Below are 16816 nucleotides of genomic sequence, written 5' to 3'. Positions count from 1 at the left end.
TTAATAATATGGATATTAAAAATTTTAAATACATAATATAAACTTTTTCTATAATGAGATTGAATTAGATATAGATATTAAATGTATAAATTTTATAGTTATTAAATAGTTAAAAGTAAAATCTTATGGTAAGATAAAGTAAATTAATAGAATTAAAATCAAATAGGGTGTGAATACTTCAAAAGATATACTATGCAGTTAGGAGAGTTATAAATGAATATTAAACCATTAGATATATTAAATAGGTATTATGGATATACAAATTTTAGAAAAGGGCAAGAGAATATTATAAATTCTATAATTAATAAGAATGATGTACTTGCTATAATGCCAACAGGAGGAGGTAAATCCATATGTTATCAAATACCCGCTATGGTACTAGAAGGAATAACTATAGTTGTATCTCCTCTTATATCACTTATGAAAGATCAAGTAGATACACTAAAAGTTATGGGAATTAAAGCTGAGTACATAAATAGTTCTCTTTCAAATAGTGAATATGAAAAAGTACTTAACAATATAAAAAATGATGAATGTAAAATATTATATGTAGCACCAGAAAGGTTAGATAGTTCTGATTTTTTAACAGTAATATATGATAAATTTGTATGCCAAGTTGCAATAGACGAGGCACACTGTGTATCACAATGGGGGCATGATTTTAGGGTAAGTTATAAAAAAATACCATATTTTATAAATAATTTAAGAAATAGACCAATAGTAACAGCTTTTACAGCTACAGCAAGTGATGAAGTCAGAAAAGATATAGTTGAGGTACTTAATTTAAACAATCCAAAAGTATTTATATCAGGGTTTGATAGAGAAAATTTATCTATAAGTATAGTTAAATCTTCTGCCAAGAATAAATACTTATTAGATTATGTAAAGAATCATGAAAATGAATGTGGGATAATATATGCATCAACTAGAAAAGAAGTAGAAAATATACATGATGGACTTTTAAAAAGAGGTTATTTAGTATCTAAATACCATGCAGGCCTTAGCAATGAAACAAGAAAAGAAAATCAAGAAAAGTTTATAAATGATGATATTAAGATAATGGTAGCAACAAATGCTTTTGGTATGGGAATAGATAAACCAAATATAAGATGGGTAATTCATTATAATATGCCACAAAGTATAGAAAACTACTATCAAGAAATAGGTAGGGCAGGAAGAGATGGAGAAGATAGTGAGTGTATATTATTATTTGCTCCACAAGATGTCCATACGCAAAAATACTTAGTGGAAGCATCTATAGAAAATCCTCAAAGAAAGATGGCTAAATACACTAAACTTCAGCAAATGGTAGATTTGATATATACTAGTGATTGCTATAGAAAATGTATACTAGATTACTTTGGAGAAAGTATGGAAAATGAATGTAATAACTGTAGCAATTGTTTAAATGATGGAGAGGTAGTAGATAAGACACTAGATGCTATGATGGTAATATCTTGTATTGCGAGGATGAAAAGAAGTTATGGAATAACTATGATAGTTGATGTGCTTAGGGGCTCTAAAAATAAGAAAGTATTAGAATTAGAATTTGATAAATTATCAACTTATGGTCTTATGAAAAAGTACTCCAGTGAAGATTTAAAAAACTTTATAAATACATTAGTATCGCATGGATTTTTAGATATAGTAGAAAATTTAGGACATAAAGGAACATTTCCAACTATAAAATTAAATGAACAATCTATGAGGGTTATAAAAAAGGAAATAAAAGTTGAATTAAAAGAAGCTAAAGCAAGTAAGTCTAAGTATGTAGAAAATGAATTATACGAAGAATTAGTAAGATTAAGAAGTGATATAGCAAGAGAAGAATCTATAGCACCATATATGGTATTTGGAGATGCAACTTTAAAAGGTATGGCAAGCATTTATGCTACAACTAAAGAAGAAATGCTTAGTGTATCTGGTATTGGTGAAGTTAAGTATGAAAAGTATGGTTCTAGATTTAAAGATGTAATAGAATCGTATATAAATAGAAATAATATTGATAAACAAAAAATATTAGATAACAATACAAACAAAAAAGAAAATACAAAAATTAAAGATGAATATTTTGAAGTTACTACAGATAAAGAGCTATATAATATTTTAGATGATTTAAGAAAAGATATAGCAAAAAAGGAAAATTCTATACCTTATATGGTAATTAGCAAAAATTCTTTAAAAGAAATAAGTGGAAGATATCCAACTACTAAAGAACAACTAAAAGATATAGGTGGGATGGGCCCAGTTAAAATAAATAGATATGGGGAAAGTATATTAGATGTAGTTAATTCATATATAAATGAAAAAGATATAAAGCCAGATTGGGAAGATAAAAAAAGACTTAAGCTTATAATAGATGGAGAAAATAGAAAAAACAATGAAATAGCCCTAGATTTATTAAATCAAGGAAAAGATATAAAACATGTATGTGAAGAAATAGAAACATCTCTTTCTACAGTTTTAGGATATATATATGACTATATAAAAGAAGGAAATTGTATAAACTTTAATATAGATTTAGAAAGTATGTATGAACAAAAGGATAAAGAAATGATATTAGATGCATGTGAAAGATTTTCTGAAGATAAGATAAGTGTAATAAAAAAATCACTACCAGATTATATAAAATATGAAAATATTAGAGCTGTAATACTTGAAAAATATATATAAAATATTGGATAAAAAATAACTTGATACTTTTTAGTATCAAGTTATTTTTTGTGTTAAATTAAATTTTATGTAATTAAATAAATGTTTTTGGAAATAATCTGAAATATGTAAAAAAATTGACTTTAATTTATTGAAATAAAAATATTATTATGTTAAGATATTAATACCTAGTATTAAAACTTAAAGTAATAACTTGGATATAAAAGAAAGAGTTAAAAAGTTGGAGGAAAAATGAATAATATAAAAATAATATGTGATAGCTTATCGGATATACCTAAAGAATTTATTGATAAATATGATATAGAAGTAGTACCACTTAGTATAATTTTTAATGGTAGAGAATATATAGATGGAGTAGACTTAACTGAAGATGAATTTTATAAAATGCTAAGAGAAAGTGAAAGCTTACCTAAAACATCTCAAGTTACGTATATGTCATTTAAGAATGTATTTGAAAAGTACATAGATAAATATGAAGAGATCTTGTATATAGGAGGATCGTCTAATGCATCTGGTACATATCAAAGTGCTGTTATGGCTAAAAATGATATAGAAAGCAAAAATATACATACATTTGATACATTATCATTGTCTATAGGAAGCACATGCTTAGTAATTAGTGCAGCTAAGTTAGCTAAAGAAGGCAAAAGTATAGAAGAGATAATAAAACATTTGACAAATTTAAAAAATAACTTATCTGTTTTATTTACAGTAGAAACATTAGAGTATTTGCAAAAAGGTGGGAGAATGTCTTTAGCTAAGGCTACAATAGGAAATATGTTAAATATAAAGCCGATACTTTGTCTAGATGAAGGATTAGTTAAGCATTTCTCACAAGCAAGAGGTAAAAAACAAGTAATAAACAATATAGTAGAAATTATAAAAGAACAACAAGGTGAAGATTTAACTAATAAAACTATAGTAATTGGCTATGGAGATAATGAAGGTGATTTAAAAATATTAAAAAATAATTTATGTGAAAATTTAAAAGTAAAAGACCTTATTGTTGTAAATATAGGAAGCTGTATATGTGCACATACAGGACCTGGAGTGCTTGGAATTGCATGTTGTGATATATAATAATGAAGATAAACTATAAAAGTTATATAATTTAATTTTTATAGTTTATTTTTTTATTTAAAAACATAAATTAACTTATATTACTTTAGTATTTACATTTAAAAATTCTAAATTTATCTAAAATTTTAATTATTATAAATATACAAAAATGTACCATAAAAAAATAAATATTATGCTATAATGGAATCTGTGTGAATTTAAGGGGGTGTACTATGAACATTGATAGAATTTTAGATTTTTCATCTAATGCAGGAAGACTTATGCTTCAAAGTGGAGGAGAAACTTATAGAGTAGAGGAAACTATATCAAGGATTTGTCAGTCTTTTGATGTAGACGAAGTAGAAGTGTTTGCAACTCCTACAGCGGTAATGGTTTCTATATTTCTTAATGGTAAGATACATTCAGTAGTTAAAAGGATTAACTCAAGAGGTGTAAATTTAAATAGAGTTCATAATATAAATTCTCTTTCGAGAAAGATATATCATGATAAATTAAGCATAGATGAATGTGAACTAGAATTAGAAAAAATATGTAAAGATGATATGTATAAGGATAATACAGTATTATTATTTTCAGGTATATCAACAGCTATGTTTACATTATTGTTTGGTGGTAATTTTAATGCTATTTTAGGATCTTTTATAATAGGTATCATAATAAAATATATATATAACAAATTAAGCAAATCATCATTAAATGAATTTTTTATAAATAGTTTATGTGGAGGAGTAGTAGCTATATTTTCTGTGTTACTATTTGATATTGGGTTTATACATGAGATAGATAAAATAATAGCTGGAAGTATAATGCTTTTAGTTCCAGGCCTTGCACTTACAAATTCTATAAGAGATATTATGCAAGGAGAATTAATATCAGGCCTTACTAAGGTTGCAGAAGCTCTATTAATAGGTGTATCTATTGCAGTTGGAACAGGATTTGTAATAAGTATGTATCTTCAGATGGGAGGGATGTAGTATGATTATAGAATCAATAGCATCTTTTTTTATAGGAATAGGATTTGGAATTATATTTAATATAAAAGGAAAGCGACTAATAGTAGCAGGAATAGGTGGAGGTATAGCTTGGTTTTCATATAAATTTTCCCTACATTGTATAGGATCAGATGTAATATCATATTTTATATCTGCAATATGCTTTAGTATATACTGCGAAATATGTGCAAGAATATATAAAACTCCAGCTACAACATTAAGTGTATGTTGCCTTATTCCCTTGGTTCCAGGATATGGAGTATATAATACAATGTATCAGTTTATAGTAGGAGATTATATGAAGGCTATAGAATATGGGGTAAATACATTAGCAATATCTGGTGCATTAGCATTAGGTATAATATTTGTATCTACTATATTTAGAAATATAAAGTTAGGTAAGTTTATAGAGAGAGGACCTAAAAGGAAAAATAATTCTAGCATAAAATCAGGAGAAAATAATTTAGAAATAGTTTAAAAAATACCGATAATTATTATCGGTATTTTTTTATATTAAAATAGTAAAGTTTATAGAATAAAATAAGGCAATAATATATACTCATTAGTAATAGGAAAATATTTTAGTATAAAACAAAATGGAGGATATATATGTTAATATTAACTACAGAAAGTATACCAGGTAAGAATATTATAGAAGTTAAGGGATTAGTAAGAGGAAGTACAATTAGGGCAAAGCATATAGGTAAAGACATAGGTGCAAGTTTTAAGCAATTAGTTGGTGGAGAACTTACAGGATATGATGAGATGTTAGTTGAAGCTAGAAAAATAGCAATAGCTAGAATGGTAGAAGACGCTAAAGCACAAGGTGCTAATGCGATAATTGGGTTTAGATTAACATCAGCAGCAGTTATGCAAGGAGCTGCTGAAATGTTAGCATATGGTACTGGAGTTGTTATTGATGAGTAATATAGGGCTCATAATAGCTTTAATACTTGCTATAGGAACACCTTTTGTTATTATAGTTGGAAGTATAGTACTTATTATAGTTAAAATAATAGAAAGAAAAAAAGAAAAGAAAAATGAAGATTTTGATAAGTATGATAAATATTAAACTAGAAAGTATAGCTATACTAATAGGTGTAGCTATACTTTTTTATTGTATAAAAGTTTATTTTATATAAAAATTAAATATTTTAATAAACATTATTATATAAAATATTTACGAATTATAATGTATTAAAAAATATAAATGTATTGTATAATACTATTAATAAAAATATTTATATTGATAAATGTTTGGAGGGGAGATCGAAATATGATAGTAGTAAGAGGTGCAGGAGATTTAGCCAGTGGAGTAATACATAGATTAAATAGATGTGGGTTTGATGTGGTTTGTTTGGAAGTTGAAAAACCATTGGCAATAAGGCGAAATGTAAGTTTTAGTGAAGCTGTTTATGAAGGAGAATTTAGTGTTGAAGGGGTTTGTGCAAAGCTTTGTAATAATATAGAGGAGATAAAAAAAGCTATAAAAGATAAGAATGTAGCTTTAGTTGTTGATGAAAAAGGAGAGTATATAAAATATTTAAAACCGGATATAGTAATAGATTGTATTCTAGCTAAAAAAAATTTAGGTACAAATAAAGATATGGCAAAGCTCACTATTGCATTAGGTCCAGGATTTTGTGCGGGTAAAGATGTAGATATAGTAATTGAAACTATGAGAGGTCATAATTTAGGAAAAATCATAAATAGTGGGTATGCTCTAAAAAATACTTCTACACCAGGAGTTATAAATGGTATAGGAAAAGAAAGAGTCGGGTATGCAAAAGAAAGTGGTATTATAGAAAATATAGCTAGTATAGGAAGTGTAGTAAAAAAAGATGAGGTACTAGCTTATATAATAAACAAAGATAATGAAAAAATTGATGTAAAAGCAAATATAGATGGAGTTTTAAGAGGAATTATAAGAAATAAGTCTAATATAGTAAAAGGATTAAAAATATTAGATATAGACCCAAGAATTGAAGAAGTTAGTAATTGTTATACAATATCAGATAAAGCTAGATGTATAGCTGGAAGTGTTTTAGAAGAAGTTGTAAGATTTTATAATAAATAGTCAAAAGCTAGATAGGAGAAGTAATTATGGATGAGATGATATTAGACAGAATAAGTAAAGAAGTGAAAAGTGGAAATAAAGTAGCTTTTGCAACTATAACTGAAGTAAAAGGTTCTAGTCCAGGAAAAGTAGGTGCTACACTAGCGTACTTTAATGATAAAAGTATACTAGGAACTGTAGGCGGGGGAATATTAGAACATGAAGTAATAACTGAATGTAAAAAAGCATTAGATAGTGGATTTGATAGATCTTTTAAACATGCTCTAGATGAAAATTCTAAAGATACTCCTATGCAGTGTGGTGGAAGAGTTTGTGGTTTTATAAAAGTATTTAAACCAAGACCAAGACTTTTAATAGTCGGAGGAGGGCATGTAGGTTATAATATATATAAAATTGCAAATACATTAGATTTTTATAAAATAATAGTAGATGATAGAGTAGAGTTTGCAAATAAAGAAAGATTTGAAAGTGCAGATGAAGTATATGCTGGAAATATAGATAATATATTAAATGATATAAATATAGATAAAAATACATACGTAATAATTGCAACTAGAGGATATGAAAAAGATTTAGAGGCATTAAGAGAGATAATAAAGAAAAATCCTTCTTATATAGGCATGATAGGAAGTAAGAAAAAGTGGAATACCTTAAAAGAAGAACTTTTAAATGAAGGTGTAGAAAAAGAATTATTAGATAAGGTATATGCACCTGTAGGTCTTAATATATCGTCAAATGATGTTTCAGAAATAGCCTTTGGTATAATGGCTGAATTATTACTAGTAAAAAATAAAGGGGAATTATCACATAGAAAACATACTAAATAATATAAAATTGGGAGGTAAATATGTTTAAAGTAGCTATAGTAACACTTAGTGATAAAGGGTATATAGGAGAAAGAGAAGATATAACGGGAAAAAAGCTAAAAGAGTATATAGAAGAAAGTAATGAATACAAAGTAGTACATTATAATCTGTTAAAAGATGATAAGGATATGTTAAAAGAAGAGCTTATAAATATTTGTGATAATAATATAGCTGATTTAGTGCTTACGAATGGAGGAACAGGTTTTTCTAAAAGGGATACAACACCAGAAGCTACAAAAGAAGTTTTAGAAAGGGAAATTCCAGGGATAAGTGAATATATGAGATTAAAATCTAGTGAAATAACTAAAAAAGCAATACTTAGTAGAGGAGTAAGTGGTATAAGAAACAATTCTATTATAATTAACTTACCAGGAAGCCCTAAAGGTGCAATAGAAAATTTAGGATTTGTATTAGATGTATTACCCCATGGAATAGAAATATTAAAAGGTGAGGCAACAGAATGTGCCACTACAACTAAAAATAGTATATAATTAGTTATATAAAATAGGCAAAAAAGAGGGTAGCTAGTTATGATTGATAAATATGGAAGAAATATAAATTATGCACGTATTTCTTTAACTGAAAAATGCAATCTAAGATGTGTTTATTGTATGCCAGATGATGTAAACTTTAATGGATACGAAAATACACTTAGTTTAAATGATTATAAATTTATTATAAATGGATTATCACAAATAGGAATAACAAAAATTAGATTTACAGGAGGAGAGCCTTTATTATATGAAGGTTTATCAGAAATTATAAGATACACTTATAAAGAATGTAATATAAAAAATGTAGCTATAACTACTAATGGAATAGGTCTTTATGATATGGCATATGAATTATACGAAAGTGGTCTTAGAACTGTAAATATAAGTTTAGATTCATTAAAAGAATATAAATATAAAAGCATTACTAGAAATGGAGATATAAAAGAAGTATTAAAATCTATATCTAGGTGTTTAGAACTTGGAATGAAAGTTAAAATAAATTGTGTACTTATAAATGGATTTAATGAAAATGAAATACTAGACTTTATACTTATGACAAAATTTAATAATATTGATGTAAGGTTTATTGAGCTTATGCCTTTAGGAGAGGCTAGTAAAATATATAGAAATGGATATGTTAATATACAAAATATAATAAGTCAAATAGATGGATTATATAAAATAGAAAGTAGTGAAAATTCTACTGCTAGATACTATAAATTAGAAGACTCAATGGGAAAAGTCGGGATAATAACTCCTATGTCGTGTTCATTTTGTAGTGAGTGCAATAGAATAAGAATAACTCAAAACGGAACTGTTAAATTATGTCTTCATTCAGAAGAAGAGTATGATATAAAATACTATTTAAATAAGCCATTAATTTTTAGAGAAGTATTAAAAGAGATAATATTAGACAAGCCAGAAAGACACTACTTAAATGAAAATAAAGTTAGTGATACTAAAAGGAGTATGTATCAAATAGGAGGATAATATGCTAACTCATATAAATGAAAAGGGATATGCAAAAATGGTTGATGTAGGAGATAAAGAAAATACAAAAAGAACTGCAACTGCAAAAGCTAGCATATTAGTAAGTGAAGAAATAATAAATAAGATATTAATTGGACAAGTTAAAAAAGGTGATGTATTATCAGTAGCACAGGTTGCAGGTATAATGGGAGCTAAAAATACGCCAATGAATATTCCTATGTGTCACAATATAAATTTAGTAGGTTGTGATTTAGATTTTAATATAGATAAAAAAGAGAATACAATAAATATATATGCAACATGTAAATCAGTGGGAAAAACTGGTGTTGAAATGGAAGCTTTAAGTGCAGCAACAATGGCAGCACTTACAATATATGATATGTGCAAAGCTATAGATAAAAAAATGGTAATAAAGGATGTACATCTGCTAGAAAAAAGTGGTGGTAAGTCTGGAAATTTTAAATTTTAAAAAAGGATGGGGAATATGGCTAAGATTGTATCTATAAATATAAGTGAAAAAAAAGGTGTAGTAAAAGTACCTGTAGACAAAGCTACTTTAAAAATAAATCATGGAATAGTTAATGATGCGCATGCAGGAAATTGGCATAGACAAATATCTTTACTAGGAAAAGAAAGCATAGATAAAATGAAAGAAAGAGGATTTAATCATTTAAAATTTGGTGATTTTGCAGAAAATATAACAACAGAAGGAATAAATGTATACAAACTTCCTGTAGGAACTAGATTAACTTTAGGTGAATGTGAAGTAGAAGTTACTCAAATAGGCAAAAAGTGCCATGGAGGATGTGAAATAAAAAAAACTACAGGTGACTGTGTTATGCCTAGAGAAGGTATATTTGTAAAAGTTATAAGTGAAGGAACTATAAATATAGGTGATGAAGTAAAAATATTAAAAGAGAGTATGGTTTAAGCCATACTCTTTTCTTCTTTATAGTTAAATTCTAATATTTTATCTTCCATTTTATTTTTTATATGGTCAGCTAATATACTAGATTTTAACTTAGTATTGTCTATATGTTTATATATAGGGTCTAAAAATTCAACCTCTATAGATTTTGAGTGAATTTTGCCAATAGGCTCATAACCATCATAAATACCATTAGAGTTTTTTATAACTAAAGGAACTATAGGACAATTTGCCTTATAAGCTATTTTTAAAGCCCCACTTCTAAAAGTTGATACTAGAGAATTAGGTTCTTTTACCCAAGTTAAATCTCCTTCTGGAAATATTGCCATACTATGGCCTAAAGTTATATTTTTGGATGCTTGTATAATACTTTTTATACCTTCTCTATTATTATTTCTATTTATGTATACACATTTTATAAGTTTAGTCCAATCTCTTAATATAGGAATATTTTTCCAAACAGGCTCATCTGCTATAACACATCCAATAGGTCTATCTACACTAGATACTAGTATAAAACTATCTAACATACTAGAATGATTTACAACAAATAAAACTGGCTCATTAGGAATTTTTTCTTTTCCTAAAATATTTACATCTATATCAACTAACTTTAGTGATTTTAGAGCATGTGATTTTAATACATTAAAATGTTCATTTGATGAATATTTATCAGGATTATTTTTATATTTAAGCAACTTAGGTAAAGTTCCTAAAAAGCCAATTAACTGATAAATTGCAAATTTTATATAATTAAACAAAACTTTCATCTCCTCAAATATTATAATTAAAGATTTTAGCATAAAAATATTATAAACTCAAAATAAAAAATATGATTAATTAGTAATAAAAAAAGTATGTATAAGAATATAGATTAAGTATAAGTTTTTATATTACATAAAAAATTATATTCCTTTAAAGTATTTTAATAAACATAATTTTGAAATATGTGATTAAAAATTTTAGGAAAATATAGTATTAAGGAGTATTTATATGGGGAAAAATATAAACAGAGTATATGATGAAAAACTTTTAAGAGTAAAAGTCTTATCTCACAATGGAGATAAAATTCATATAAAATTACCCGTAAACTTTGTTAAAAAAATGATACAAAATAATGCACTAGACTTTTTTAATGATTTAGATGATATAATTGATGGTAAAAAACTTATAAGCTTAGCTACAAAAGCATTAGATGAAAATATAAGTGGCGAAGTTGCATACCTAGAAAGAAGCAATGGAGATATTATAAAAATAATATTAGATTAACACTAAGATTTCTTAGTGTTTTATTTTTTATAAAAAATAATATAACACTAAAAAAATAAATATAATAAATAAAAAAGTTAGAAATAATACTATAATTCGACAAAAATATATACAAAATAATAAAAAAAGTTAATTAAAATTAAAAATCAAACAATATTATACCCATTTTTACTCAAAATAATAAAAAAATATAAAAAATGTAAAAAAATTCATAACAAATTTACAAATAAAGTATATAATATATATAAGAATTATTTTGAGAATAAAAACTTTAAATTATATATTGTATAAGAAATAAAAATGGGAGGTTAAAAATGTTAGATAGAAAAGTGGCAGTAGCAGTATGTGCTACTACAGTAGGACTAGCTATGGGGACTACAGGTGCATTTGCAGATGGAAAAACAGGAACTGTAACAGTTAGTACATTAAATATAAGAAGTGGACCTAGTACAAGTTATTCAATAGTAACAAAAGTTCATCAAGGAGATAAACTTGAAATATTAGAAAGCTCAAATGGATGGCATAAAGTAAAACTATCAAATGGAAAAATAGGATGGGGAAGTGGAAGCTATATAAGTATATCTGGTTCAAGCAGTAACAATAGCTCAAACCAAATAACAGGAAAGATAGGAACAATAATAACTGAAGCTTTAAATATAAGAAGTGGTGCATCTACATCTCATTCTATAGTAACTAAGGCTTATAAAGGAGATCAAGTAAAGATATTAGAAAGCTCAAATGGATGGCATAGAGTCCAACTATCAAATGGCAAATCAGGATGGGGCCATGGTGGATACATAAGCTTATCTGATTCAAATGCAGGTTCAGGTAACAATGCAAATAATGGTGGAGAAACTTCTACACCAGTTACAGGAAAAACTGGAACAATATCAACAGCAGCTTTAAATATAAGAAGTGGCCCAAGTACTAGCTACGGTATAATAACTAAAGCTTATCAAGGTGACAGAGTAGATATATTAGAAAAAAGCTCAAATGGTTGGTACAAAGTAAAATTATCAAATGGAAAAATAGGATGGGGAAGTGGAAGCTATATAAGCTTATCTAACTCAAACACAGGTTCAGGAAATAATAATAGTGGAGAAATTTCTACACCAGTTACAGGTAAAAAAGGAACAATAACAACAGCAGCTTTAAATATAAGAAGTGGCCCAAGTACTAGCTATGGTGTAATAACTAAAGCATATCAAGGGGACAGAGTAGATATATTAGAAAGCTCAAATGGATGGTATAAAGTAAAATTATCAAATGGAAAAGTAGGATGGGGAAGTGGAAGCTATATAAGCTTATCTAACTCAAATACAGGTTCAGGAAGTAATAGTAGTTCAGACAATGGACAAACATCTCAAAGTAAAGTACAAAAGGTACTAAACATAGCTATGGCACAACTAGGAAAGCCATATGTATGGGGAGCAGAAGGACCTAATAGTTTTGACTGTTCAGGATTAACTTACTATGTATATAAGCAAGTTGGAATAACATTACCTAGAGTTTCAACAGCTCAATATAGTGTAGGTAGATCTGTAAGTTGGAATAACTTACAACCAGGAGACTTAATGTTCTCAAGTACTGATGGAAGTGGAAGAATAACTCATGTTGGTATATATATAGGTAATGGACAAATGATACATGCTCCAAAGCCAGGAGATGTAGTTCAAAAGACTAGTATAAACAATAGTTACTGGAAAAATGCTCATGTAGGAGCTAAGAGAGTTTTATAATAAAAAGACACCATAGCAAAATTGCTATGGTGTTTTTATTTAAATTTATAAGAGATTAGTTGAATGAAGATATGAGTCAAAAAAACTAATAATATAGTTTTAAAGGATTGTACTAAAATGTAGCTAATTTTGGTATAATCCTTTTATAGTATAAATACTAAGGAGAAAAATATGAAATTATCAACTAAAGAATTAGTTATATGTTCTATATTTGCAAGTATAACAGCTATACTTGCTCAAATATCAATACCAATACCTTTTACAACTGTACCACTTACTATGCAGATGTTTTCTGTTATGATTTGTGGAATATTACTTGGTTCTAGGTTAGGTTTTTTATCTCAAGTTATATATTTAAGTCTTGGGATAATAGGTATACCTGTATTTTCTCAAATGGGAGGAGGAATAGGTGTATTAGCTGGGCCTACAGGAGGTTTCTTAATATCATTTCCTATAGTTTCATTTATTGTTGGATATTTTTTTGAAAAATATAAAAATAATATATTACTTTTACTTTCAATGTTAATAGCACTTTTTATAAGCTATATAATAGGTACCTTTCAATTTAGTTTAATAGCAGGAGTAAGTTTTTTTAAAGGTCTATTAACTTGTGTAGTACCATTTATAATTGTAGATTTTATAAAAATAGGATTAGTATATATATTTGGGAAATGTATAAGAAAAAGAATAAATTTAAAAAATATATAAATGGTAAATAGTTATAGGGGGGGAGTTATTTGGAAAGAGTTTTAGAATTGATAGAAAGAAAATTTTTAAAGGATAGTGAATTATTAGAAATAGAAGATAGTGAATTTGTAATAAGTTTAAAATATAAACAACCTTACAATGCACATTATAATGAATATGTAGTAACTATAAATATAAATAAAATAATAAAAGAATATAGTGTATATTTAAAACATAGATAAAAAGAGCCATTAGGCTCTTTTTTATAATATAACAGCAAATATTACTTTAGTATCATTAGATGTTATATTTTCCCAACGATGACTAGAGCCAACAGGAACTTTAACGCTATCGCCTTCATATAAAGTAAATTTATCTTCATCTATGTATAGGTTAGCTTCACCACTTAATATATAAGCTATCTCATATCCTTTATGTTCTATAAAATTAGTACAAGAACTAGTGTTAGGAGATAGGTTCATTATAGCAAATTCAAAATTATCATTAATTTCTGGAGATAATACTTCATAGATTACATCATCATTCCCAGGAAGAATAACTTTTTTTCTATTATCTTTTCTGACTATTAAATTTTTTTTATCAATTTCAGACATAAAGAAAGTAAATAATGGAACATTTAAAGCAGAGGCTATAGATTTTAATGAATTAACTGAAGGATTAGCGAGCCCTCTTTCTATTTGGCTTAGTAAAGATGGTGTAACACCTGCTAGTTTAGCTAAATCTCTTATGCTTAAATCTTGTTTTTTTCTTATTTCGCAGATCTTAGTACCAATATTTAAATCATTCATAATTAATCACCTTAGTTAAAATTTTTATAAAACTTAAACAATATATTTATTATAGCATAAAATACATATTAATAAACGTTAAATAGAATTTAATTAATTAATATATAGTTGACAAAATTGTAGTAAATGAATAAAATTATATTAAATAAAATTTAATTAATTTAATAAAATTTAACAGAGGGATTTATATGCAGATAACAACTTTTGGAGCACTATTTGGACTTTTTACAGCTATAATTCTTATAATTAAGAAATTTCAACCTGTATATAGTTTGATGTTAGGAGCTTTAGTTGGAGGATTGATTGGAGGTTGTGATTTATCACAAACTGTGGAGTATATGATAACTGGAGCTAAAGATATATCTCCATCTATATTAAGGGTCTTAGCATCAGGAGTATTAGCTGGATGTTTGATAAAAACAGGATCAGTAAATAAGATATCTGAAGAAATAATTAAGTTATTAGGAACAGATAAAGCTATTTTAGGAATAGCTATATCAACTATGGTTTTAGCTGGAGTTGGGGTTAACTTAGATGTAGCTATTATAACTGTTGCTCCTATAGGTATGTACATAGGAAATAAGTTATCTTATTCTAAAATATCTATACTTTTAGCTTTAGCTGGAGGAGGGAAGGCTGGAAATATAATATCACCTAATCCAAATACTTTAGCAGTATCAGAAAATTTTAATGTAACTTTATCAAATGTAATGGCATCAAATATAGTGCCTGCTATATGTGGAATATTTATAACTGTAATGTTAACTAAGTTGATTATAGATAAAGGTAGTAAATTTGAACATAGTGATATATTACAAGAAAAAAAGGAAATGCCTACTTTATTTAGATCTTTGATAGGACCTTTAGTATCTATAGGGTTGTTATTTCTAGGTAATATATCTAGTGTTTTGATAGATCCATTAATAGCATTACCTTTAGGAGGAATAGTTTGTGTAATTGCAACAGAAAATACTAAAAAATTAAATAATTATTTAGCATATGGAGTTAGTCAAATGCAAGGAGTGTGTATACTATTAATAGGAACAGGAACACTTGCAGGGATTATACAAATGTCTAACCTTCAAAATAGCACAATAACTGCACTTGAAATGTTAAGCGTACCGCAATTTTTATTAGCACCAATATCTGGGATGCTAATGTCTTTAGCAACGGCATCATCAACAGCAGGAGCAACTATAGCATCATCAACTTTTAAAGAAGCTATAATAGATTCAGGATTTTCAGCTTTAAATGGAGCAAGTATTGTAAATGCTGGTTCTAGTGCTTTTGAGCAATTACCTCATGGATCATTATTTCATACAAGTGCAAAGAGTGTAAATATGGGTATAAAAGAGAGATTTACATTACTTCCTTATGAGATTATGGTAGGGTTTAGTATGACAGTAATATCGACTTTAATAAATATTATGTTTTTTAAATAAATATATTAATTAAATTATCTAAATAAAAAAGGTGAATTTATATTCACCTTTTTTATTTAAAAAATGATAATATAAATAATAGCAATATATTACATAAGGCTAAAAGTAATAAAGAAATATTTTTCAATTGGTAGAAGAAATAAAAATGGGGTATAAATATCAATAAAAATTATTGATTATATCAACTAAAAAGGAGGTATGTGTATGAATGTATTAGAAATGTTTGTAAAAAATTTATGTGGAGTATTTAATAATGATAAGCAAATACATAAACAAAAACAAGAAGGTAATTTAACTCACCCAAAAGCTAAGCATATAAATGGTATAGCAAATGGTAAAATAATAAATTTACCAAAAGACTTTAAAGGATATTTTATAATAGAAGAAAGCTATTATGAAATTGGAGAGAGAAAAAATATATTACCTCATTTGTTTTTATTTGAATTAAATGAAAATAATCAAGTAGTATTAAAATCTTATGAAATACCTAACAATATATCAAAAGAAGATTTTAGAAATGATAACTTAGATTTAAAATTAGATTATAATACACTAGAAGAATCTAACAAATTTACACCTATGATATATTTTGAAAAAGATGGAGTATTTGAAGGAGAAAGTGTTAGTTATTTTTCAAAAGAGGTAAAATTTGTGTTAAAAGAGAGAATAGAAAAAGATACATTATATGTGAGTGAAGTTTTTTACAAAAACTCAAAAATAACATTTGGATTTGTAGATTCTATCATATATAATAGAGTGAACTAGTAAAT

20 protein-coding genes are annotated in these 16816 nt (G+C 26.6%); 18 read left to right on the top strand and 2 right to left on the bottom strand.

Annotated elements, in window-relative coordinates:
• Positions 1 to 213 precede the first annotated feature (213 nt).
• The 12 genes from recQ to I4U89_RS06095 all read left to right on the top strand — a co-directional run bounded on the left by recQ (position 214) and on the right by I4U89_RS06095 (position 10103).
• The gene (gene recQ, locus I4U89_RS06150) at positions 214 to 2673 is read left to right on the top strand and encodes a DNA helicase RecQ (protein ID WP_195939444.1); all 2460 of its coding nucleotides are present in this window, start codon (positions 214 to 216) and stop codon (positions 2671 to 2673) included.
• Positions 2674 to 2904: 231 nt separating this feature from the next.
• Positions 2905 to 3753 carry a DegV family protein gene (locus tag I4U89_RS06145; RefSeq protein WP_195939442.1) on the top strand — a complete coding sequence of 283 codons (849 nt, stop codon included), beginning with the start codon at positions 2905 to 2907 and terminating at the stop codon, positions 3751 to 3753.
• 212 nt (positions 3754 to 3965) lie between these two features.
• Positions 3966 to 4727: a threonine/serine ThrE exporter family protein gene (locus I4U89_RS06140; protein ID WP_195939439.1), complete on the top strand. Its 762-nt coding sequence runs from the start codon at positions 3966 to 3968 to the stop codon at positions 4725 to 4727.
• A gap of 1 nt (position 4728) precedes the next feature.
• Positions 4729 to 5223, top strand: a complete 495-nt coding sequence (locus I4U89_RS06135) for a threonine/serine exporter family protein (RefSeq protein ID WP_195939437.1) — start codon at positions 4729 to 4731, stop codon at positions 5221 to 5223.
• Positions 5224 to 5354: 131 nt separating this feature from the next.
• Positions 5355 to 5672: a YbjQ family protein gene (locus I4U89_RS06130; protein WP_195939435.1), complete on the top strand. Its 318-nt coding sequence runs from the start codon at positions 5355 to 5357 to the stop codon at positions 5670 to 5672.
• On the top strand, positions 5665 to 5817 hold the full coding sequence (locus I4U89_RS06125; protein WP_176698662.1) for a hypothetical protein: 153 nt from the start codon (positions 5665 to 5667) through the stop codon (positions 5815 to 5817). The genes I4U89_RS06130 and I4U89_RS06125 overlap by 8 nt, the downstream gene beginning before the upstream one ends.
• Positions 5818 to 6021: 204 nt before the next feature.
• A complete protein-coding gene (gene yqeB, locus I4U89_RS06120) occupies positions 6022 to 6822 on the top strand; it encodes a selenium-dependent molybdenum cofactor biosynthesis protein YqeB (protein ID WP_243279167.1) in 801 nt (266 codons plus the stop codon).
• Between the two features lie 26 nt (positions 6823 to 6848).
• Entirely contained in the window at positions 6849 to 7649 is an 801-nt protein-coding gene (locus tag I4U89_RS06115) for an XdhC family protein (protein WP_195939431.1), read from the top strand.
• A 20-nt stretch (positions 7650 to 7669) separates the two neighbouring features.
• Positions 7670 to 8179, top strand: a complete 510-nt coding sequence (locus I4U89_RS06110) for a MogA/MoaB family molybdenum cofactor biosynthesis protein (RefSeq protein ID WP_195939429.1) — start codon at positions 7670 to 7672, stop codon at positions 8177 to 8179.
• A gap of 39 nt (positions 8180 to 8218) precedes the next feature.
• Positions 8219 to 9172: a GTP 3',8-cyclase MoaA gene (gene moaA, locus I4U89_RS06105; protein WP_195939427.1), complete on the top strand. Its 954-nt coding sequence runs from the start codon at positions 8219 to 8221 to the stop codon at positions 9170 to 9172.
• 1 nt (position 9173) lies between these two features.
• Positions 9174 to 9641 carry a cyclic pyranopterin monophosphate synthase MoaC gene (gene moaC / locus I4U89_RS06100; RefSeq protein ID WP_195939425.1) on the top strand — a complete coding sequence of 156 codons (468 nt, stop codon included), beginning with the start codon at positions 9174 to 9176 and terminating at the stop codon, positions 9639 to 9641.
• 15 nt (positions 9642 to 9656) lie between these two features.
• The gene (locus tag I4U89_RS06095) at positions 9657 to 10103 is read left to right on the top strand and encodes an MOSC domain-containing protein (protein ID WP_195939423.1); all 447 of its coding nucleotides are present in this window, start codon (positions 9657 to 9659) and stop codon (positions 10101 to 10103) included.
• Here I4U89_RS06095 and I4U89_RS06090 read toward each other — a convergent pair.
• On the bottom strand, positions 10100 to 10861 hold the full coding sequence (locus tag I4U89_RS06090; protein WP_195939421.1) for a lysophospholipid acyltransferase family protein: 762 nt from the start codon (positions 10859 to 10861) through the stop codon (positions 10100 to 10102). The genes I4U89_RS06095 and I4U89_RS06090 overlap by 4 nt on opposite strands.
• A 232-nt stretch (positions 10862 to 11093) precedes the next feature.
• Here I4U89_RS06090 and I4U89_RS06085 point away from each other — a divergent pair, with 232 nt between their 5' ends.
• From I4U89_RS06085 to I4U89_RS06070, 4 genes are all read left to right on the top strand, one after another.
• Positions 11094 to 11369 carry a hypothetical protein gene (locus I4U89_RS06085; protein WP_195939419.1) on the top strand — a complete coding sequence of 92 codons (276 nt, stop codon included), beginning with the start codon at positions 11094 to 11096 and terminating at the stop codon, positions 11367 to 11369.
• Between the two features lie 314 nt (positions 11370 to 11683).
• Positions 11684 to 13108 (top strand): SH3 domain-containing protein, encoded by a 1425-nt coding sequence (locus I4U89_RS06080; protein WP_195939417.1) that lies wholly within the window; start codon positions 11684 to 11686, stop codon positions 13106 to 13108.
• 171 nt (positions 13109 to 13279) lie between these two features.
• Positions 13280 to 13816 carry a biotin transporter BioY gene (locus I4U89_RS06075; RefSeq protein ID WP_195939415.1) on the top strand — a complete coding sequence of 179 codons (537 nt, stop codon included), beginning with the start codon at positions 13280 to 13282 and terminating at the stop codon, positions 13814 to 13816.
• 29 nt (positions 13817 to 13845) lie between these two features.
• On the top strand, positions 13846 to 14037 hold the full coding sequence (locus tag I4U89_RS06070; RefSeq protein WP_195939413.1) for a hypothetical protein: 192 nt from the start codon (positions 13846 to 13848) through the stop codon (positions 14035 to 14037).
• Between the two features lie 21 nt (positions 14038 to 14058).
• On the opposite strand, the gene I4U89_RS06065 is transcribed toward I4U89_RS06070, so the two are convergent.
• The gene (locus I4U89_RS06065; RefSeq protein WP_195939411.1) at positions 14059 to 14604 is read right to left on the bottom strand and encodes a helix-turn-helix domain-containing protein; all 546 of its coding nucleotides are present in this window, start codon (positions 14602 to 14604) and stop codon (positions 14059 to 14061) included.
• Positions 14605 to 14792: 188 nt separating this feature from the next.
• On the opposite strand from I4U89_RS06065, the gene I4U89_RS06060 reads away from it, so the two are divergent.
• Both I4U89_RS06060 and I4U89_RS06055 read left to right on the top strand, forming a co-directional pair.
• On the top strand, positions 14793 to 16046 hold the full coding sequence (locus I4U89_RS06060; protein ID WP_195939409.1) for a GntP family permease: 1254 nt from the start codon (positions 14793 to 14795) through the stop codon (positions 16044 to 16046).
• Between the two features lie 204 nt (positions 16047 to 16250).
• Positions 16251 to 16811 (top strand): hypothetical protein, encoded by a 561-nt coding sequence (locus I4U89_RS06055; RefSeq protein ID WP_195939407.1) that lies wholly within the window; start codon positions 16251 to 16253, stop codon positions 16809 to 16811.
• Positions 16812 to 16816: the final 5 nt, after the last annotated feature.

The sequence above is a fragment of the Romboutsia sp. 1001713B170131_170501_G6 genome (assembly GCF_015668195.1).
In the GTDB taxonomy this organism is placed as follows: Bacteria; Bacillota; Clostridia; order Peptostreptococcales; family Peptostreptococcaceae; genus Romboutsia_C.
The sequence above is the reverse complement of the archived record's forward strand: the minus strand, read 5'-3'. Positions and strand labels throughout refer to the sequence as shown.